At 72.2% G+C, this 17,518-nt stretch carries 20 protein-coding genes and 1 other RNA gene; 10 read left to right on the forward strand and 11 right to left on the reverse strand.

The window, feature by feature from the left end:
- Positions 1-25 precede the first annotated feature (25 nt).
- Positions 26-679: a TetR/AcrR family transcriptional regulator gene (locus LOK46_RS24805; protein ID WP_273561016.1), complete on the forward strand. Its 654-nt coding sequence runs from the start codon at positions 26-28 to the stop codon at positions 677-679.
- 28 nt (positions 680-707) lie between these two features.
- Here LOK46_RS24805 and mepA read toward each other — a convergent pair whose 3' ends face one another.
- On the reverse strand, positions 708-1,628 hold the full coding sequence (mepA, locus tag LOK46_RS24810; RefSeq protein ID WP_273561017.1) for a penicillin-insensitive murein endopeptidase: 921 nt from the start codon (positions 1,626-1,628) through the stop codon (positions 708-710).
- A 121-nt stretch (positions 1,629-1,749) separates the two neighbouring features.
- On the opposite strand from mepA, the gene LOK46_RS24815 reads away from it, so the two are divergent.
- The gene (locus LOK46_RS24815) at positions 1,750-2,166 is read left to right on the forward strand and encodes a PRC-barrel domain-containing protein (RefSeq protein ID WP_273561018.1); all 417 of its coding nucleotides are present in this window, start codon (positions 1,750-1,752) and stop codon (positions 2,164-2,166) included.
- A gap of 25 nt (positions 2,167-2,191) precedes the next feature.
- Here LOK46_RS24815 and LOK46_RS24820 read toward each other — a convergent pair whose 3' ends face one another.
- From LOK46_RS24820 to fumC, 4 genes are all read right to left on the reverse strand, one after another.
- The gene (locus tag LOK46_RS24820; protein ID WP_273561019.1) at positions 2,192-2,818 is read right to left on the reverse strand and encodes a ParB-like protein; all 627 of its coding nucleotides are present in this window, start codon (positions 2,816-2,818) and stop codon (positions 2,192-2,194) included.
- Between the two features lie 81 nt (positions 2,819-2,899).
- On the reverse strand, positions 2,900-3,124 hold the full coding sequence (locus LOK46_RS24825; protein WP_273561020.1) for a ribbon-helix-helix domain-containing protein: 225 nt from the start codon (positions 3,122-3,124) through the stop codon (positions 2,900-2,902).
- A 137-nt stretch (positions 3,125-3,261) separates the two neighbouring features.
- Positions 3,262-3,459: a DUF4169 family protein gene (locus tag LOK46_RS24830; protein ID WP_273561021.1), complete on the reverse strand. Its 198-nt coding sequence runs from the start codon at positions 3,457-3,459 to the stop codon at positions 3,262-3,264.
- Between the two features lie 59 nt (positions 3,460-3,518).
- A complete protein-coding gene (gene fumC, locus LOK46_RS24835; RefSeq protein ID WP_273561022.1) occupies positions 3,519-4,928 on the reverse strand; it encodes a class II fumarate hydratase in 1,410 nt (469 codons plus the stop codon).
- Between the two features lie 121 nt (positions 4,929-5,049).
- Between fumC and LOK46_RS24840 the strand changes: the two genes are divergently transcribed.
- Entirely contained in the window at positions 5,050-6,444 is a 1,395-nt protein-coding gene (locus LOK46_RS24840) for a cytochrome P450 (RefSeq protein ID WP_273561023.1), read from the forward strand.
- Here the strand turns inward: LOK46_RS24840 and LOK46_RS24845 are convergent.
- The 4 genes from LOK46_RS24845 to ssrA all read right to left on the reverse strand — a co-directional run bounded on the left by LOK46_RS24845 (position 6,441) and on the right by ssrA (position 7,953).
- On the reverse strand, positions 6,441-6,575 hold the full coding sequence (locus LOK46_RS24845) for a hypothetical protein (protein ID WP_273561024.1): 135 nt from the start codon (positions 6,573-6,575) through the stop codon (positions 6,441-6,443). The two genes, LOK46_RS24840 and LOK46_RS24845, sit on opposite strands and share 4 nt — an antisense overlap.
- A 4-nt stretch (positions 6,576-6,579) precedes the next feature.
- Entirely contained in the window at positions 6,580-6,840 is a 261-nt protein-coding gene (locus LOK46_RS24850) for a hypothetical protein (protein ID WP_273561025.1), read from the reverse strand.
- A 39-nt stretch (positions 6,841-6,879) separates the two neighbouring features.
- The gene (locus LOK46_RS24855) at positions 6,880-7,506 is read right to left on the reverse strand and encodes an SspB family protein (protein WP_273561026.1); all 627 of its coding nucleotides are present in this window, start codon (positions 7,504-7,506) and stop codon (positions 6,880-6,882) included.
- Between the two features lie 65 nt (positions 7,507-7,571).
- Positions 7,572-7,953: a transfer-messenger RNA gene (gene ssrA / locus LOK46_RS24860) on the reverse strand.
- Here ssrA and LOK46_RS24865 point away from each other — a divergent pair.
- The 6 genes from LOK46_RS24865 (at position 7,945) to LOK46_RS24890 (ending at position 14,324) form a co-directional block, all read left to right on the forward strand.
- Entirely contained in the window at positions 7,945-8,802 is an 858-nt protein-coding gene (locus tag LOK46_RS24865; protein ID WP_337251954.1) for a CPBP family intramembrane glutamic endopeptidase, read from the forward strand. The two genes, ssrA and LOK46_RS24865, sit on opposite strands and share 9 nt — an antisense overlap.
- 126 nt (positions 8,803-8,928) lie before the next feature.
- Entirely contained in the window at positions 8,929-9,723 is a 795-nt protein-coding gene (locus LOK46_RS24870) for a thymidylate synthase (protein WP_273561028.1), read from the forward strand.
- Positions 9,720-10,208, forward strand: coding sequence for a dihydrofolate reductase (locus tag LOK46_RS24875; RefSeq protein ID WP_273561029.1), 489 nt, complete (start codon positions 9,720-9,722; stop codon positions 10,206-10,208). Before LOK46_RS24870 ends, LOK46_RS24875 begins: the two co-directional genes overlap by 4 nt.
- Positions 10,209-10,490: 282 nt before the next feature.
- Positions 10,491-11,681: an FtsH protease activity modulator HflK gene (gene hflK, locus LOK46_RS24880; RefSeq protein ID WP_273561030.1), complete on the forward strand. Its 1,191-nt coding sequence runs from the start codon at positions 10,491-10,493 to the stop codon at positions 11,679-11,681.
- The gene (gene hflC / locus LOK46_RS24885) at positions 11,678-12,655 is read left to right on the forward strand and encodes a protease modulator HflC (protein WP_273561031.1); all 978 of its coding nucleotides are present in this window, start codon (positions 11,678-11,680) and stop codon (positions 12,653-12,655) included. The genes hflK and hflC overlap by 4 nt, the downstream gene beginning before the upstream one ends.
- A gap of 112 nt (positions 12,656-12,767) precedes the next feature.
- Entirely contained in the window at positions 12,768-14,324 is a 1,557-nt protein-coding gene (locus LOK46_RS24890; RefSeq protein WP_273561032.1) for a DegQ family serine endoprotease, read from the forward strand.
- Between the two features lie 143 nt (positions 14,325-14,467).
- On the opposite strand, the gene serB is transcribed toward LOK46_RS24890, so the two are convergent.
- Positions 14,468-15,361 carry a phosphoserine phosphatase SerB gene (gene serB, locus LOK46_RS24895; RefSeq protein ID WP_273561033.1) on the reverse strand — a complete coding sequence of 298 codons (894 nt, stop codon included), beginning with the start codon at positions 15,359-15,361 and terminating at the stop codon, positions 14,468-14,470.
- A 14-nt stretch (positions 15,362-15,375) separates the two neighbouring features.
- On the opposite strand from serB, the gene miaA reads away from it, so the two are divergent.
- Positions 15,376-16,302 (forward strand): tRNA (adenosine(37)-N6)-dimethylallyltransferase MiaA, encoded by a 927-nt coding sequence (miaA, locus tag LOK46_RS24900; protein WP_273561034.1) that lies wholly within the window; start codon positions 15,376-15,378, stop codon positions 16,300-16,302.
- 130 nt (positions 16,303-16,432) lie between these two features.
- Here miaA and LOK46_RS24905 read toward each other — a convergent pair whose 3' ends face one another.
- Positions 16,433-17,302, reverse strand: a complete 870-nt coding sequence (locus LOK46_RS24905) for an NAD(P)-dependent oxidoreductase (RefSeq protein WP_273561035.1) — start codon at positions 17,300-17,302, stop codon at positions 16,433-16,435.
- Between the last annotated feature and the right edge of the window lie 216 nt (positions 17,303-17,518).

Raw genomic sequence — 17,518 nt, forward strand, 5'->3', positions numbered from 1 at the left:
AAATGGATGTGGTATGAGATAGCGCATGTCAACGCCCCCCGACCGCCGGTCCCGCAAGCGCCTCGCCACCCGGCAGGCCATCTCCGACGCCGCCACGCAGCTGTTCCTGGAGCGCGGCTTCGACGCCGTGACGGTGGATGAGATCGCGGCGGCGGCCGATGTCGGCCGGATGACCGTGTTCAACCACTTCCCCCGCAAGGAGGACATGTTCTACGACCGCGACGAGGCGGGCCGCGAACTCCTGCGCGAGACCCTGCGGCAGCGCGATCCCCGCGTCGCGCCGGTCGAGACGCTGCGCCAGCTGGCCCACCGGCTGGTGACGGACCGGAACCCGGTCGTGGAATTCTCCGCGCGCAGCGGCGCCTTCGTGGCGACCGTGGCGGGGAGCGAGACGCTCAAGGCCCGGGCCCGGGCGATCCGTGACGAGCTCGCGGCCGTGGTGCGGGTCGCGCTCGCCGAATCCGTCGGGCGCGGGCCGGAGGATCCCGACGCCGACCTGGCGGCCGGCCTGCTGCTGGCGACCTGGAGCGTGGCCTTCCTCCAGGCGCACCGGACCTTCCGGGCGACCCGGCGGACGGAGGCGGCGAACGCCGCCTTCCTGGCGATCATCGACCGGGGTACGGCCGGGATGCGGGCGGCGCTGGCCGGCACGCCCTACGCGGCGGCCGCCGCGTCCTGAGGATCGGCGGCCGCCGCGCGGGCCCGGCCTACGGCGCCTTCAGCACCGCCCGGCAGGCGGCGGGCAGCGCCGCCATGGTCATGGCGGGCTTGGCCTTCGGCGGCGTCTTCGGCGGCTTCGGGTGGAGCACCGCGTCCGAGAACCAGTAGCCGAGGTCGTCGCAGCCGTCGCCGGACGGGGGCGCGCCCTGCGGCTGACAATCCTCCTGGCCGGCCGGGCAGGCGAGCCGGATATGGTAGTGGTAATTGTGCCCGTACATTGGGCGCACCTTGGACATCCAGCGGCTGCCCGCGGCGTCGCGGCAGAGGGCCTTCTTGATCGCCGCGTTGACGAAGATGCGCTCCACCTCCGGCTGCTCGGCGGTGATCTTGATCAGCTGCAGGTGCGTCGGCGTCCAGACCTCGGGATCGATGTCGAGGCGGTCGCGGCGGACCATGTCGGTGGCCGAGGTCTCCTCGCGCTCCGCCCGGCTCATGCGGTGGTCGGGCATCGGCGTCAGCCAGACATCGGCGTCGATGCCGATCTGGTGCGAGGCGTGGCCGGTGATCATCGGGCCGCCCCGCGGCTGGGCCATGTCGCCCACGAGCAGGCCGGGCCAGCCGACCCGGGCGGCCTTCTGCGACAGCCGCTCGATGAAGTCGACGAGGTAGGGCGTGCCCCACATCCGGTTGCGGGACGGGCGCATGACCTGCCAGTTCGGCCCGTCCATCGGCAGCGCCTCGCCGCCGGCGAAGCAGCCCTTGGCGTAGAAGCCGTAGATGTGGGCCGGACCGGAGGACGCCTTGGTGACCCGCCCGAACAGGGCCTTGGCGGGCGTCGAGGGCGCGTCGGGATGCTCCAGGGGCGGCAGCGGCTTCGGATTGACGCTGCCGCGATCCTGGGCCTGCGCGGCGGCGGGCAGGAGCAGGGCGGCGAGCGCGAGGCTCTGGGCGAAACGCGGCATCGGCATGCGGGGGGCTGTTCGTCCGGCTGAAGAGGGCGGGCGCGGGCGCCCGCCGGAACGTGGCCCAGGGGCGGGGCGTTTTTCGGGCAGACGGCGCGCGCCGCGCGGAAACGGTCGGGAGGCGACGATGACGGCCACGGGAACGGGAACGGCGACCGGTCAGCCCGGCACGGCGGATCCCGCCGACAGGGCGCCCCGCCGCCTGATCGCCAGCGATCGGGTCATCGGGACGGATGTCCGCCGGCCCGACGGGACCCGGGTCGGACGGATCGAGCGGCTGATGCTCGACAAGGTCTCCGGCCGGGTCGCCTACGCGGTGATGAGCTTCGGCGGATTCCTGGGCCTCGGCGAGGACTTCTACACGCTGCCCTGGTCGGTGCTGCGGTTCGAGCCGCAGCACGACGCCTACGTGGTCGACATCACCGAGGAGCAGCTGCGCGCCGCCCCGGCCCGCACCCCCGAGGGCACCGATCCGGCCGCGGACGGCGCCTGGGAGGAGCAGATCCACCGCTACTACGACGCGGCGCCCTACTGGGGCATCTAGGCGGCGCCGCGACCGTCGGCGGGTCTCAGCGGACGTGGCGCGTGACCGGCCCGCACCAGCCGGGCAGGTAGTCGGCGTCCTTGGACTTGGCGAGCGACATCGCCCGCTCCAGGGCCGAGGAGAAGTCGTTCTCGATCCGCTTCTCCTTGATGTTCCGCCGCAGGAAGTCGGCCCAGAGGAACTCGCTGAACGGCGTCGTGTCCTTCGCGAAGCCGCCGGCCCGGCGCAGCTCGCCGGCGAGGCTGCGATAGGGGTCGTCCACCAGGGCGTCGACCGATTTCGGGATGTCGTCGAAGTGCTGGCGCACGCCGTCGGCGTCGTAGGGATGGGTCCAGGACTTGTGGTCGCAGACCGTCCAGAACGCACCCTTGTCGAGGTAGTGCAGGTCGGCCACCACGGTGACGAGCACGCTCTCGACGCCCTCCTCGTGCAGGGCGCGGGAGAGGTGATGGTGGTCGATGATGTAGTGGCGCTTCTTCGGGCCGAGCAGCGTCGGGATCATGTGGGCGCCGAGGAATTCCTTCTTCTTCTCGCCGTCGTAGTCCCGCCAGCGCCGCCGCTTCTCCGCCACTTCCCGGTAGCCCACCGTCATCTGCGTCGGGCGCAGCTCCGCGATCGGGATGGTCTTGAGCAGCGGCTCTCGGTTGGCCATGAGGTCTCCTTCCTGCGTGGATTTGTCACGCGATCGTCACAACCTATTCAGGATCGGGAGACCGGCCAGGGCGCGCGGCGCTCACGTTTCCGGCATCGCGCGGACGGCTTCCAGCACGAACACGCGGATCGCCGACGACAGGTTCTGCCCGTCGCGGCCGGCGTCGATGTGCCCGATGAGGGCCTGGACCGACTGGCCCCGCGCCTCCGCGATCGCCCGCAGGGACACCCAGAACGGGTCCTCCAGCGACACGCTGGTCCGGTGGCCGGCGATCATCACGGAGCGCTTAGTGATGCCCGGGCTCATGGCGAGGCGGCTGCGCGTCCCGTCCTCGCGAGTGGAGCGAAGCGATCCAGGGCAGCGCGACCCTGGTCTGCGTGGCGCGACTGGATCGCTTCGCTCCGCTCGCGAGGACGGTGGGGCTGCTGCATCCGGATTTGCTCTCAGTCTGCCGGATCGGGCTCGTCCCGCTCCAGGCGGTGGCCCTCGTGCCGCTCGGCCTCCAGGGCCTTGCGGCGCTGCTGGAGGGTCTTGGCCTTCTTCGGCTGCCCGAAGGCGATGCGGTTGGACTCGGCCTTCGCGTCGGCCTCGGCCCGGGCCTTCGCCTTGCGGACCTGACGCAGGTTGATGATCTCGGCCATGGATCGTCTCCCGGCAATGGCGGCCGGCGCGGGACATCCGCGCCGGCCGAGTCGCGAAATCAGTCGGCGCTCGGCGCCAGCATGGTCTCCGGCCGGACCACGCGCTCGAACTCCTCCTCGGTCACGTAGCCGAGGCGCAGCGCCTCCTCCTTGAGGGTCGTGCCGTTCTTGTGCGCGGTCTTGGCGATCTCGGCGGCCTTGTCGTAGCCGATCGAGGGGGCGAGCGCGGTCACCAGCATGAGCGAGCGGCTCATCAGGTCGGCGATCTTGTCCTCGTTGGCCTTGATGCCGACGACGCAATTGTCGGTGAAGCTCACCGCCGCGTCGGCGAGCAGGCGGATCGACTGCAGCACCGCGTTGGCGATCACCGGCTTGAACACGTTGAGCTCGAAATTGCCCTGGGAGCCGGCGAAGCTCACCGTGGTGCCGTTGCCGATCACCTGGGCGCAGACCATCGTCAGGGCCTCGCACTGGGTCGGGTTGACCTTGCCGGGCATGATCGACGAGCCGGGCTCGTTCTCGGGCAGCGACAGCTCGCCGAGGCCCGAGCGCGGGCCCGAGCCGAGGAAGCGGATGTCCTGCGCGATCTTGAACAGGCCGGCGGCGAGCGCCGACAGCGCGCCCTGCGTGAACACGAGGGCGTCGTGGGTGGCCAGCGCCTCGAACTTGTTCTCGGCCGACGTGAACGGCAGGCCGGTCAGCTCGGCGACCTTGGCGGCGAAGCGCTCGGCGAATTCCGGATGGGCGTTGAGGCCGGTGCCGACCGCGGTGCCGCCCTGGGCGAGCGCCAGCACCCCCGGCAGGGTCGCGGCGACCCGCGAGCCGCCGAGCGCGACCTGCGCGACGTAGCCGGAGAATTCCTGGCCGAGCGAGACCGGCGTCGCGTCCTGCAGGTGGGTGCGGCCGATCTTGACGATCGCGTCGAACGCCTTGGCCTTGGCGTCGAGCGCCGCGTGCAGGTGGCTGAGCGCCGGCAGCAGACGTCCCTGGATCTCGCGGGCCACCGCGATGTGCATGGCGGTGGGGAAGGTGTCGTTGGAGGACTGGCCGCGGTTGCAATGGTCGTTCGGGTGGACCGGAGACTTGCCGCCGCGCTGCCCGCCCAGGCGCTCGTTGGCGAGGCTGGCGATCACCTCGTTGGCGTTCATGTTCGACTGCGTGCCCGAGCCGGTCTGGTAGATGACGAGCGGGAACTCGTCGTCGTGGCGGCCCTCCACCACCTCGGCGGCCGAGGCCGCGATGGCGTCGGCGAGCTTCGCGTCGAGGGCGCCGAGATCCTTGTTCACCAGGGCGGCGGCCTGCTTCACCACCCCGAGGGCGTGGACCAGCGGCGCCGGCATCCGGTCGGTGCCGATCTTGAAGTTCTGGATCGAGCGCTGCGTCTGCGCGCCCCAGTAACGGTGGGCCGGGACCTCGATCGGACCGAAGGTGTCGGACTCGGTGCGGGTGGCGGTCTCGGTGGGCGACATCGTGGCCTCTACGTCTGGTGCAGTGCGGTGCCTACTTAAATGAGGCGCGGGTGAATCGCGATGCCGGTTTTCCCGGCGCGCCGACAAGGGCGGGGCTCTGTTCCCGCCGGACAAGGAGCCGATGAGCGCGACGATCGATCTCTCCGAGCCGAAGGCCGCCACCCGGTTCCGCCCGACCGTACCGCCTCCGCTGAGGGAGCCGCTCGGCCTGTTCGAGTTCCTGCGCGCGGCGCGGAAGAACCCGATCACCACCTGGATGGACGCGCATTTCAAGCTGCCGGTGGTGGCCGCCGAGGGCGCGATGGGCCGCATCACCCTGGTGAGCGACCCGGCGCTGATCCGCTACCTCCTCATCGAGAACCCCGACGGCTACCGCAAGGACGACCTCCAGCGCCGCGTGCTCGCCCCCGGGCTCGGCAACGGCCTGCTCAGCGCCGAGGGCGACGAGTGGCGGCTCCAGCGCCGGACGCTGGCGCCGATCTTCAACGCCCGCACGGTCCAGGGCTTCTCCGACGCGATGAACGCCGCCGGCGCGCGCCTCGGCCGGCGCCTCGTCCGCCGCGACGGCAAGCCGGTCGACGTCGCCCTTGAGATGACCCGCGTCACCCTCGACGTGCTGGAGCGGACGATCTTCACGCAGGGATTGCCGAGCGATCCCGACGCCCTGGGCCGCGCCATCACGCGCTTCCTGGAGGCCGTCGGGCCGATCGACCCCCTCGACGTGTTCGGCGTGCCCGACTTCGTGCCGCGGATCGGCCGCCTGCGGGCGCGTCCGGCGGGCCGCTTCTTCGCCGAGGTGGTCGACGAGCTCATCGCCCGGCGCAAGGCGCTGATGGCGGGGGGCGAGGCGCCGCGCGACCTGCTGACGCTGCTGCTCGCCGCGCAGGATCCCGAGACCGGCAACGGGCTCTCCGATCTCGCCGTGAAGGCCAACATCGTCACCTTCATCGCCGCCGGCCACGAGACCACGGCCAATTCCCTGACCTGGGCGCTCTACTGCCTGTCGCAGGATCCCGCCGCGCAGGCGCGGGTCGAGGCCGAGGTCGACGCGGCCGGGCCGGGGGATTTCGCCGTCGAGCGCCTGCCCTTCACCCGGGCGGTGATCGAGGAGGCGATGCGCCTGTTCCCGCCGGTCCCGTTCCTCAGCCGGCAGGCGGTCCGCGACGACCGGCTCGGCCGGATCAAGGTGCCGCGGGGCTCGCTGGTGATGGTGGCGCCCTGGGTGCTCCACCGCCACCGGCTGCTCTGGGACGACCCGGAGGCCTTCGTGCCGGAGCGGTTCCTGCCCGGGAACCGGGACGCGATCCCGCGCTTCGCCTACCTGCCGTTCGGGGCCGGCCCGCGGGTCTGCATCGGCCAGAGCTTCTCGATCCAGGAGGCGGTGATCGTGCTGGCCCACGTGGTCCGGGCGGTGCGCTTCCGGCTGACGGCGGATCACCCGCCGGTCACGCCGCTCCACCGAGTGACGCTCCGGCCGGAGCACGGGCTGCGCATGGAGGCGACGGCGCGGGGCTAGTCGCCCCGCCGCGCTTCGAGCCTGCGCGTGTTGCGGTCGTGGATCCGGCTCGCGATCCGGACACCGACGAGGATCGTCGCCGACATGGCGAGGGCCAGCGCGGGGATCTGGTCGGCATAAGCTTGGGTCATGCGATCAATCCTCCGGACGCCGGAATCTGATCATGATCTGACCCATCGGATGTAGGACGATCGCCGCGATCAGCGAAGTCCGGCCGCCATCGGCGAACAGATCCAGACGCCGCCGCGCCAGGGGATCGATGACCGCGATGCCGACCGCCGCGATGGCCGGCGGGCTCAGCAGGGTCGCGGCTCGCTCGAGACCCTCGCTGCAGCGCTCGGCGCGATGCTCCCGCCCACTCGCCGACCGCACCGGCGGCGCGACCGTGCCGTCCACCGCTCGAACCCCCAGCTATCGCGCCGGCCCGGGGAGAGTTCAGCTCTTCTTGCGGAAGGCGTCCAGGCTCACGACCTCGGCGCTGCCCTCCTCGCCCTCCTTCTTGGCGGCGGGGCGGGGGGCCTTCTCGTCGGACGTGCCGGCGGCCTTCTCGCCCTGGGCGGCGGGCGCGGGAAGCCCCTTCGGCGCGCTCGCGCCGATCGTGGCGAGACCGGCGCTCTTGGGCCGCACCTCGCCGGGTTCCGAGCCGGCCCCGCGGGGACCGGGCTTGGCCGGGGCGGCGTTCGCCTCCTCGGGGGTCTCGCCGGCCTCGCTGAGGTCGAACTTCAGGCCGAACTGCACGGAGGGGTCGAAGAAGCCCGACAGGGCGTCGAACGGCACCAGCAGGCGCTCCGGCACGCCCGAGAAGGACAGGCCGACCTCGAAGGCGTGCTCGGTGACGTTGAGGTCCCAGAACTGGTGCTGCAGGACGATGGTCATGTCCTGCGGGTACTTCTCGCGCAGGGCCTGCGACATCCGCACGCCGGGGGCTTCCGTCCGGAACGAGACGTAGAAATGGTGCTCGCCCATCAGCCCCTCGCGGGCCGCGTCGGTCAGCACCTTGCGCACCACGCCGCGCAGGGCGTCCTGTACCAGGAGATCGTAGCGGATCAGGTCGTCTGCCATCTGCGGTCGCGCTCTAGCCCGGTCTGCCCGGCGCCCCGCCGCGGATGGCCGGACCGAGGACTTGAAGTGGAGGCTTCTGTTGCCAGGCGCCTCCGAACCCCGCCTATGCGGTGCTACCCGCGAGGACTTCAGGTCGGTATTGGGGACCGCTTACGCGGCCACCGCCACCGGAGCAAAGTTGTCGTTGGCAACTATTGCGAAGGCCCGATAACGGCGGAACCATGCCGAGCGAAAGTCCAACCTTTACGCCCTCGTCGATCCTACTTCGCCCCCGCCGAAGCCCAGGCGCCGGGCATGCACCTTGCGGCAGCATGTCCTGGGCTCGGGTGGAGGCGCCGGGTACCGCCCCCGGGTCCGATAGGTTTATTGCGAAGAACGTTTATCGCCATAGCCGGCCTCGCGACCGGCTCGTGAGATATAGAGGGGATCGGTCCGGTTTTGAAGCCCGATCGTGTCGCGCCGCTGTCTCATTTGGAGCCTCGGGGCGAGGCTGTTGCCGGAAGTGCGCAGTCGCGCGCCGCCGCCGCCGATGAGCGGGGCCCGCTCGCGCGCGTCTGGGCCGCGACGTGGCGGCTCGGCGCCCTGGTCGCCCTCGTGGTCGTCTATCTCGGCGCGGCGAGCCTGCTGTCGCTCGCCACGGTGCGCGTCGGCTTCGACCTGTGGAGCGGGATCGACCCGTTCCTGCCCCCCGAGCGGCGCCCGTTCCTGGGCGCGGTGGAGCTCGCCCACCGGGCCTTCGCGATCGACGCCCTGCGCCAGGTCTACCTCGCCGCCCTGGTGCTCGGCGGCGCGTGGTGGCGCGACCGGGCCGGCTGGCGGCGGCGCCTCGCCCTCGACCGCGAGCGGCCGAACGGGATGCGGCCGGTCGCGCTGCTCGGCCTGCTCCTGGTCTGGCCCGTGCTGCACATCGCCTGGGTCACCGGCACGGCGGAGCTGTTCGGCGCGAGCTTCGGCCAGCACGTGCGGCTGTCGCCGTTCATGAGCCAGGCCGCGGTCGCGGCGTGGCTCGTCTATCTGGCGATCCTGGCGCCGGTGGCCGAGGAGCTGCTGCTGCGCGGCGAGGCCTTCGCCCGCGCCCGGGCGGCCGTCGGGCCCGCCGGGGCGATCCTGGTCACCGCGCTCGTCTTCGCCGCCGCCCACATCTCGTCCTGGGGTCTCGCCAGGCCGGTCTCGCTGCTGCCCCTCGCCCTGGCGCTGGGCTGGCTGCGCTGGCGGACCGGCCGGCTCTGGCCCGGCATCGCCCTGCACGGCTGGTCGAACCTCGCTTTGGTGACCTACCTGCTCTGGCCGGCGTGAGGGCCTGTCCGGGGGGGGGAGGGCGCCGGTCGGACGCCGCACCCGGACGGGCTCCCGGCGCGACGGCGGTGGACATGTCGCGGCGGCGCGCTTGCCGGCCGGCGCGCCGGCGCGCAGGAATGGGCGATGGACGCTTACCACGACCTGCTCCGGCGCATCCTCGACGCGGGCGTCGCCAAGGACGACCGCACCGGGACCGGCACGCTCTCGGTCTTCGGCCACCAGATGCGCTTCGACCTGTCGGCGGGCTTCCCGCTGGTCACCACGAAGCGGCTGCACCTGCGCTCGATCATCCACGAGCTGCTCTGGTTCCTGGCCGGCGACACCAACGTGGCCGCGCTGAAGGCGAACGGCGTGACGATCTGGGACGAGTGGGCCGACGCGAACGGCGATCTCGGCCCGGTCTACGGCCGGCAGTGGCGCTCGTGGGAGAAGCCCGGGGGCGGCACGGTCGACCAGATCGCCTGGGTGCTCGACGAGATCCGGCGCAACCCCGATTCCCGCCGCCTGATCGTCTCGGCCTGGAACCCGGCCGACCTCGACCGGATGGCGCTCGCGCCCTGCCACTGCCTGTTCCAGTTCTACGTCAGCGAGGGGCGGCTCTCCTGCCAGCTCTACCAGCGCTCGGCGGACGCCTTCCTGGGCGTGCCCTTCAACATCGCGAGCTACGCGCTCCTGACCCACATGATCGCCCAGGTCACCGGCCTCGGGGTCGGCGACTTCGTCCACACCTTCGGCGACGCGCATCTCTACCGAAATCATATGGAGCAGACCCGGACCCTGCTGGCCCGGGAGCCGCGTCCGCTGCCGCAGCTGCGGCTCAACCCGGAGGTCCGCGACCTCTTCGCCTTCCGGTACGAGGACATCGCCATCACGGGCTACGAGCCGCATCCCGCCATCGCCGCCCCGGTGGCGGTATGAGCCCCCTCGTCTCCCTGGTCGCCGCCGTCGCCCGCAACGGCGTGATCGGCCGCGACAACGGGCTCGCCTGGCGTCTCTCCAGCGATCTCAAGCGCTTCAAGGCCCTGACCATGGGCAAGCCGATGCTGATGGGCCGGCGCACCTGGGACTCGATCGGCCGGCCGCTGCCGGGGCGCCGCACCCTGGTGCTCACCCGGGACACGGGCTTCCGCGCCGAGGGGGTCGAGACCGTCCACGACTGGGAATCCGCGCTGGCCGCCGCCGGGGCGGAGCTGATGGTGGTCGGCGGTGCCGAGATCTACGCGCTCGCACTCCCGCACGCCGACCGGCTCCATCTCACCGAGGTCGAGGCGGAGCCCGCCGGCGACGTGCGATTCCCCGCCTTCGACCGCGCCCGCTTCCGGGAGACGTTCCGCGAGGCGCACCCCGCGGGACCGCGGGACGAGCACGCCTTCGCCTTCGTCGACTGGGAGCGCGCACGCTGAGGCGCGCCGCCGCATTTGCGTTCCGCGCCGCGCATGCCCACCTGCCAGCCTTGACAGCACGGGGCGTGCGCCCGCAGGTGCCTGACAGGTGCGCGCGCTCACGCCGGGCCTGCACATCCTGCGGGAAGATGCGCGTGCGGGCTCTCGAGGCCTCCAACCGGGTGCGGTCGCGGTGCGATCGGTCCGAATGGTCGGGACTAGGCGGGCGAGCGTGGCCGTTCAGGCAGGGGGCGCCGGCCGGGACGTGGGCCGGGCGCGGACAGGCAGGAGACGACGGCTAGGATGCCTTGGAGCAATCAGAGCGGCGGCGGGGGCCCGTGGGGCCGGCCCGGCGGCAACGGCGGCGGTCCCTGGGGTGGTGGCGGTGGCGGCGGCGGGGGCAAGACGCCGCCGAACCTCGAGGATCTGCTCCGGCGCGGGCAGGATCGCCTGCGCGGCCTGATCCCGGGCGGCGGCGGCTCGGGCGGCGGCTACGGCGGCGGCGGCTCGACCGGCGTCGGCGGCGGCCGCAGCGCGGCGGTCATCGCCGTCCTGGCCATCGCCATCTGGCTCGCCACCGGCTTCTACACCGTCTACCCCCGGCAGGTCGGCATCGAGACGATCTTCGGCCGCTACGTCGGCACCAAGGGCGAGGGCCTGCGCTACAACTTCCCCTATCCGATCGGCGGGGTGGTGAAGCCGGATGTCGGCTCCCAGAACTCGATCCAGATCGGCTTCCGCTCCGGCCCGAACGGCCAGGGCCGCACCCGCGACGTGCCGGACGAGAGCCTGATGCTCACCGGCGACGAGAACATCGTCGACCTCGACTTCGAGGTGCAGTGGCGGGTCAACCCGCTGAAGGCCTCCGACTTCGTGTTCAATCTTCAGAACCCGGAGGGCACCATCAAGGCGATCTCCGAGAGCGCGATGCGCGAGGTGATCGGCCGCCGCAACATCCAGGCGATCCTCACCAACGAGCAGTCGAGCATCGCCCAGGAGGTGAAGGAGATGGTCCAGAAGGCGCTCGACGAGTACGGCGCCGGCGTGCGCATCGAGGTGGTGCAGCTCGTCTCGGTCAACCCGCCGCCGGAGGTGCGCCCCGCCTTCATCGACGTGAACGCGGCCCAGCAGGACGCCGACACGGCGCAGAACGAGGCCAAGACCTACGCCAGCCGCGAAGTGCCGCAGGCCCGCGGTAAGGCGTCCCAGATCGTCCAGCAGGCCGAGGCCTACCGGACGAAGGCGACCGCCGACGCCACCGGCCAGGCCGCGCGCTTCAGCGAGGTCTATGCCTCCTACAAGGCCGCCCCGGCGATCAGCCGCGAGCGGATCTTCCTGGAGACGATGGAGAAGGTCCTGGGCTCCGTGAACAAGGTGATCATCGACCAGAACGGGACGCAGCCCGGCGGCGCGACCGCGGCCGGCGTGCTGCCGGTCCTGCCGCTCTCCGAGTTCGGCGCCCGCGCCCAGACCCAGACGGGAGCCGCCCGATGAAGCAGGCTCTCCGCACCGGCCTGATCGTGGTCGCGGCGATCGTCGCGATCGGCCTCTACGCCTCGATCTTCACCGTCGGCCAGATGCAGCAGGCGCTCGTCCTGCAGTTCGGCCGCGTCCGCGCCGTCCTCAACGCCACCGGCGAGGACAAGCCCGGCCTCTACTTCAAGATCCCGTTCATGGAGAACGTGGTCATCTTCGACAAGCGCGTCCTCGACCTCGACCTGCCGGTGCAGACGGTGCTCACCGCCGACCGGCAGAACCTGGAGGTGGACGCCTTCGCGCGCTACCGGATCGTCGATCCGCTGCGCTTCTACCAGGCGGTGGGCAATATCGGGCTGGCCAACCAGCGGCTCGCGAGCTTCGCCAATTCCGGCCTGCGCAACGTGCTCGCCCGCTCGACCCGCGACGCGATCGTGAAGACCGATCGCGGGCAACTGATGCACCAGATCCAGGAGGACGTGAACCGGCAGGCCAAGGCGCTCGGCATCGAGATCGTCGACCTGCGCATGACCCGCGTCGACCTGCCCGCGCAGAACTCGGCCGCCGTCTACCGGCGGATGAAGACCGAGCGCGAGCGCGAGGCCGCCGACATCCGCGCCAACGGCGATCAGATCGCCGCGACGATCCGCGCCAAGGCCGACCGCGAGGTCACGGTGATCCTCGCCGAGGCGACGCAGAAGTCCGAGCAGCTGCGCGGACAGGGTGACGCGGACAAGAACCGCATCCTCGCCGACGCGTTCGGCAAGGACGCGGACTTCTTCAGCTTCTACCGCTCGATGCAGGCCTACGAGAGCGGGCTGAAGGGATCCGACACCCGCCTGGTGATCAGCCCGAACACGGACTTTTTCCGCTTCTTCAGCGATCCGCAGGGCCGGGCACCCGCCCCGGCGGCCCGCGGGCCGCGCGGACCGGCCGATCCGGGCGCCACCACCGGGTCGACGACCGGCTCCACGGCCGGGACGGCGCGCTGAGGGGACCGTTGGCGCCCCGGCGCCCGGGGACTATCGTGCAGGACAACCCGCGGGCGATCGGCCATCGGTCGAGGCCCGCGGGACCGGAAACGCGTTCTTGAAGAGGTCGACCATGCACCCCGTCGCGAGCGCCCCAGAGGCGCCGTTCGGCCGCGCCCCGGCGCAGCCCCGCTCCCGCGCCCGCGCGCTGATGGCCTCGATCCTGATCGGCGCCTCCGTCAGCGTCTCCGTGGCCGCGGCCGCCCTGCCGGTCCCGGCCTTCGCCAAGGGGCCGGCCTCCCTCGCCGACCTCGCCGACCAGGTCACCGACGCGGTGGTGAACATCTCCGCGTCCACCACGGTCGAGGCCCGCGCCGGCCGCGCCGGGCCGCAGGTGCCCCCGGGCACCCCGTTCGAGGACCTGTTCGAGGAGTTCTTCAACCGGCGCGGCGGCCGTGGCGGCGGCGGCGGTGGCGGTGACAGCGACGGGCCGCGCCAGCAGCGCAAGTCGAACTCCCTCGGCTCCGGCTTCATCATCGATTCCGCCGGCCTCGTGGTGACGAACAACCACGTCATCGGCGACGCCAACGACATCCAGGTCATCCTGCACGACGGCACCAAGCTGAAGGCCGAGATCGTCGGCAAGGACTCGAAGATCGACCTCGCGGTCCTGCGGGTGAAGCCCCCGGCCGACCGCACGCTGAAGGCCGTGCCGTTCGGCGATTCCGACAAGATGCGGCCGGGCGACTGGGTCATCGCCATCGGCAACCCGTTCGGTCTCGGCGGCTCGGTCTCGGCCGGCATCGTCTCGGCGCGGGGCCGGAACATCGAGTCCGGACCCTACGACAACTACATCCAGACCGACGCGGCCATCAACAAGGGCAATTCCGGCGGCCCGCTGTTCAACATGGACGGCGAGGTCATCGGCATCAACACGGCGATCCTGTCGCCGACCGGCGGCTCGGTGGGCATCGGCTTCGCGGTCCCGTCGGGCACGGCGAAGCCCGTGATCGACCAGCTCCGCGACTTCGGCGAGGTCCGCCGCGGCTGGCTCGGCGTGCGCATCCAGAACGTCGACGACACCACCGCCGAGGCGCTCAACCTCAAGGGCGGCGCGCGGGGCGCCCTGGTGGCCGGCGTCGACGAGAAGGGACCGGCCAAGACCGCCGGGATCGAGGTCGGCGACGTGATCCTGAAGTTCAACGGCGCGCCGGTGAAGGCCTCGGGCGACCTGCCGCGCATCGTCGCCTCGACCCCGGTGGGCCAGAAGGTCGACGTGGTCGTCATGCGCAAGGGCGAGGAGGTGACGAAGCCCGTCACCCTCGGCCGCTTGGAGGACAGCGACAAGCCGCAGCTCGCCAACCTGCGCCAGCCGGAGCCCGAGAGCGCGACCCGGCAGGCGCTGGGCCTCAACCTCTCCGGCATGACCGACGAGCTGCGCAAGAAGTACTCCATCAAGGACACCGTGAAGGGCGTGGTCGTCACCCGCGTCGACCCGAACTCGACCGCCGCCGACAAGCGGATCCAGCCCGGCGAGGTGATCGTCGAGGTCGGCCAGGAGGCGGTGAGCACCCCCGCGGAGGTGACCAAGCGGATCGAAGCCCTGAAGAAGGACGGGCGCAAGTCGGTGCTGCTGCTGGTGGCGGGCGCCACCGGCGACGTGCGCTTCGTGGCCGTCGGCCTCGACTGAGCGGCCTCATCCGCGTTGCCGAGGGCCGTCGCTCCGCGGGGAGCGGCGGCCCTCGCGCGTTCGGGGGGGCGGCGTTGACGCGCCGCCGCGGGGCTCAGGCGCTCGCCGCGGTTATCGCCCTGACCCGCGCCCTCCACTGAGCCTCACCCCACGAACTCCGCCGCCGCGTAGCCCTGCAGGTACAGGAGCGCGGTGAGGTCGCCGTGCTCGACCCGGACGCGCGCCGCGGCCGCGACCGCGGGCTTCGCCCGGAACGCCACGCCGAGGCCGGCCTCGCCCAGCATGTCGAGGTCGTTGGCGCCGTCGCCGACCGCGAGGGTCTCGGCGGCGCCGAGGCCCAGATGTCCGCGCAGCGCGATCAGCGCCGCGCGCTTCTCGGCCTTCCCGACGATCGGGTCCTCGACGCGGCCGGTGAGCCGCCCGTCCGCCACGCCCAGCACGTTGGACCGGTGCTCGTCGAAGCCGATCATCGCGGCGATCGGGCCGGTGAACAGCGTGAAGCCCCCGGAGACCAGGCAGGTATGGGCGCCGTGCGCCCGCATCGTCCGCACCAGCGTGCGGCCGCCCGGGGTCAGGGTCAGGTGCTCGGCTATCAGCCCGTCGACGGCGCCGACCGGGATGTCCTTCAGGAGCGCGACGCGCTCGCGCAGGGCCGGCTCGAAGGCGATCTCGCCGCGCATCGCCCGCTCGGTGATCGCCGCCACGTGGTCCTTGAGGCCGAGCGTCCCGGCGAGCTCGTCGATGCATTCCTGCTCGATCATGGTGGAATCCATGTCGGCCAGGAACAGGCGCTTGCGCCTGTGCGCGTCGGCGGGCAGCACCGCGAGGTCGATCGGCTCGCCGGTCAGCGCCGTCCGCAGCCTGTCGGTGAGGGACGCCGCGGCCGCGGGCTCCCCCGGCACCGGCAGCTCGGCCGCGACCTCGCCGTGCAGGATCCGGGGCTGGTGCTCCGTCCGCAGCACGGCGCGCGTCTCGGCCAGCACCGCGTCGGTGATGGACGGCCGATCCGGGTTTGCTATCAGGACCGCGACCAGCATCGTGGAGTTTCGCCTTGCCGCCAGACCGGGAGGAAGCCGGGGGGCGCCCGGCCGCGGTCCTCATCGCAGGGCCCACCGCCTCGGGCAAGTCGGCGCTGGCCGCCCGTCTGGCGGAGCGTCGCGGCGGCGTGGTGATCAACACCGATTCCATGCAGGTCTACGCGGACCTGCGCCGCCTGACCGCCCGGCCCGACCCGGACGAGGAGGCGCGGGTGCCCCACCGGCTCTACGGCCACGTCGACGGCGCCGTGAACTACTCCGCGGGGCACTTCTCGCGGGAGGCGGCGGCGCTGCTGGCGACGCTCGGCGGGCGCCTGCCGGTCTTCGTGGGCGGCACCGGCCTGTACTTCCGGGCGCTGGAGCAGGGCTTCTCGGAGCTGCCGCCGGTGCCCGAGGCGGTGCGCGCGCGGGTGCGGGACGCGGCCGAGGGCCGCCCGACCGAGGCGCTGCACGCCGAGCTCGCCCGGCACGATCCCGCGGGGGCCGCCCGCCTGCGGCCGAGCGACCGGATGCGGGTGATGCGCGCCCTGGAGATCTTTCTCGCGACGGGCCGACCGATCGCCAGCTTCTACGGCGACCCGGTGCCCGGGCCGCTCGCCGGCCGGCATCTCCGGAAGTTCTTCCTGGCGCCCGACCGCGCCGTGCTGCGGGCCCGGATCGACGCCCGCTTCCGCACCATGATCGCCGAGGGGGCGCTGGACGAGGTCGCCCGCCTGCGCGCGCGCGGCCTCGACCCGATGCTGCCGGTGATGCGCGCCCACGGGGTGCCGGGCCTGATCGCCCACCTCGACGGGGCGTTGAGCCTCGAGGACGCGATCGTCCGGGGGCAGGCGGACACGCGGGCCTACGCCAAGCGCCAGTTCACGTGGTTCCGCCACCAGATGGGGGCGGACTGGCGCTGGGTGGATCCGGAGGCGGCGGAGGTCGAGGAGCTGTTCTGAGGCGAGCGTCCGACCCGCCGGGCGAGATCGGCTCGCCCGGTGCCGCGATCGGTGCGGCCCCCTCTCGCGCGGGAGAGGGGGGCCTGTCGCGTCTCGCCCGGTCGTAGGCTCCGGGCGAAGGCCGGAGGCGTCAGCGCTCCAGCCGCGCCACGAGGCTCGACGTGTCCCAGCGGTTGCCGCCCATGGCCTGCACCTCGGCGTAGAACTGGTCGACGAGGGCCGAGACCGGCAGCTTGGCGCCGTTGCGGCGGGCCTCGTCGAGCAGGATGCCGAGATCCTTGCGCATCCAGTCGACCGCGAAGCCGAAGTCGAACTTGCCCGCGTTCATGGTCTTGCCGCGGTTCTCCATCTGCCAGGAGCCGGCGGCGCCCTTGGAGATCACGTCGAGCACCGCCTCGACGTCGAGGCCGGCCCGCTTGGCGAAGTGGACGCCCTCCGACAGGCCCTGGACCAGGCCCGCGATGCAGATCTGGTTGACCATCTTGGTGAGCTGGCCGGCGCCCACCGGGCCCATCAGCCGGCAGGCGCGGGCGAAGGACCCGATCGCGCCCTCGACCTTGGCGTAGGTCGCCGCGTCGCCGCCGCACATCACGGTGAGCACGCCGTTCTCGGCGCCCGCCTGGCCGCCGGAGACCGGCGCGTCGATGAAGCCGAGCCCCTTGGCCTCGGCCGCCGCGGCGAGCTCCCGGGCGACCTCGGCGGAGGCCGTGGTGTGGTCCACGAACACCGCGCCGGGCTTCATGCCGGCCAGCGCCCCGTCGTCGCCCAGCACGACGCTGCGCAGGTCGTCGTCGTTGCCCACGCAGGCGAACACGATCTCGGCGCCCTCGACGGCCTGCCGGGGCGTGGGCGCGGAGGCGCCGCCGTAGGTCTTCACCCAGGCTTCCGCCTTGGGGGTGGTGCGGTTGTAGACGGTGACGTCGTGGCCACCCTTCTTGGCGAGATGGCCGGCCATCGGGCCGCCCATGACGCCGAGACCCAGGAATGCGACCTTCGCCATTGTCGTGCGCTCCTCGCAGGCCCGGACCGCGCCGGCGCCCTTCTCCGACGGCGGGCGGCGATCGAGCTCGGCAGCCGGGCCGTGAAGGGGGTCGGGGCCGTGCCGGGGACCCGATGTGACAGATTGGGCGTCGTGCCGCCGCCGACGCTGCATCACAGCTCGGATCGCTTGCGTCAACGGCGGACCAATAGGATAACCCGCCCGTGTAGCCCGGGA

It is taken from the genome of Methylobacterium sp. NMS14P (genome assembly GCF_028583545.1).
In the GTDB taxonomy this organism is placed as follows: Bacteria; Pseudomonadota; Alphaproteobacteria; order Rhizobiales; family Beijerinckiaceae; genus Methylobacterium.

Excerpts from the sequence above, each read along its gene's own strand:
- LOK46_RS24805 (WP_273561016.1), top strand. The coding sequence starts at position 26 with ATGTCAACGCCCCCCGACCGCCGGTCCCGCAAGCGCCTCGCCACCCGG.
- mepA (WP_273561017.1), bottom strand. The coding sequence starts at position 1,628 with ATGCCGATGCCGCGTTTCGCCCAGAGCCTCGCGCTCGCCGCCCTGCTC.
- LOK46_RS24815 (WP_273561018.1), top strand. The coding sequence starts at position 1,750 with ATGACGGCCACGGGAACGGGAACGGCGACCGGTCAGCCCGGCACGGCG.
- LOK46_RS24820 (WP_273561019.1), bottom strand. The coding sequence starts at position 2,818 with ATGGCCAACCGAGAGCCGCTGCTCAAGACCATCCCGATCGCGGAGCTG.
- LOK46_RS24825 (WP_273561020.1), bottom strand. The coding sequence starts at position 3,124 with ATGAGCCCGGGCATCACTAAGCGCTCCGTGATGATCGCCGGCCACCGG.
- LOK46_RS24830 (WP_273561021.1), bottom strand. The coding sequence starts at position 3,459 with ATGGCCGAGATCATCAACCTGCGTCAGGTCCGCAAGGCGAAGGCCCGG.
- fumC (WP_273561022.1), bottom strand. The coding sequence starts at position 4,928 with ATGTCGCCCACCGAGACCGCCACCCGCACCGAGTCCGACACCTTCGGT.
- LOK46_RS24840 (WP_273561023.1), top strand. The coding sequence starts at position 5,050 with ATGAGCGCGACGATCGATCTCTCCGAGCCGAAGGCCGCCACCCGGTTC.
- LOK46_RS24845 (WP_273561024.1), bottom strand. The coding sequence starts at position 6,575 with ATGACCCAAGCTTATGCCGACCAGATCCCCGCGCTGGCCCTCGCCATG.
- LOK46_RS24855 (WP_273561026.1), bottom strand. The coding sequence starts at position 7,506 with ATGGCAGACGACCTGATCCGCTACGATCTCCTGGTACAGGACGCCCTG.
- LOK46_RS24870 (WP_273561028.1), top strand. The coding sequence starts at position 8,929 with ATGGACGCTTACCACGACCTGCTCCGGCGCATCCTCGACGCGGGCGTC.
- LOK46_RS24875 (WP_273561029.1), top strand. The coding sequence starts at position 9,720 with ATGAGCCCCCTCGTCTCCCTGGTCGCCGCCGTCGCCCGCAACGGCGTG.
- hflK (WP_273561030.1), top strand. The coding sequence starts at position 10,491 with ATGCCTTGGAGCAATCAGAGCGGCGGCGGGGGCCCGTGGGGCCGGCCC.
- hflC (WP_273561031.1), top strand. The coding sequence starts at position 11,678 with ATGAAGCAGGCTCTCCGCACCGGCCTGATCGTGGTCGCGGCGATCGTC.
- LOK46_RS24890 (WP_273561032.1), top strand. The coding sequence starts at position 12,768 with ATGCACCCCGTCGCGAGCGCCCCAGAGGCGCCGTTCGGCCGCGCCCCG.
- serB (WP_273561033.1), bottom strand. The coding sequence starts at position 15,361 with ATGCTGGTCGCGGTCCTGATAGCAAACCCGGATCGGCCGTCCATCACC.
- LOK46_RS24905 (WP_273561035.1), bottom strand. The coding sequence starts at position 17,302 with ATGGCGAAGGTCGCATTCCTGGGTCTCGGCGTCATGGGCGGCCCGATG.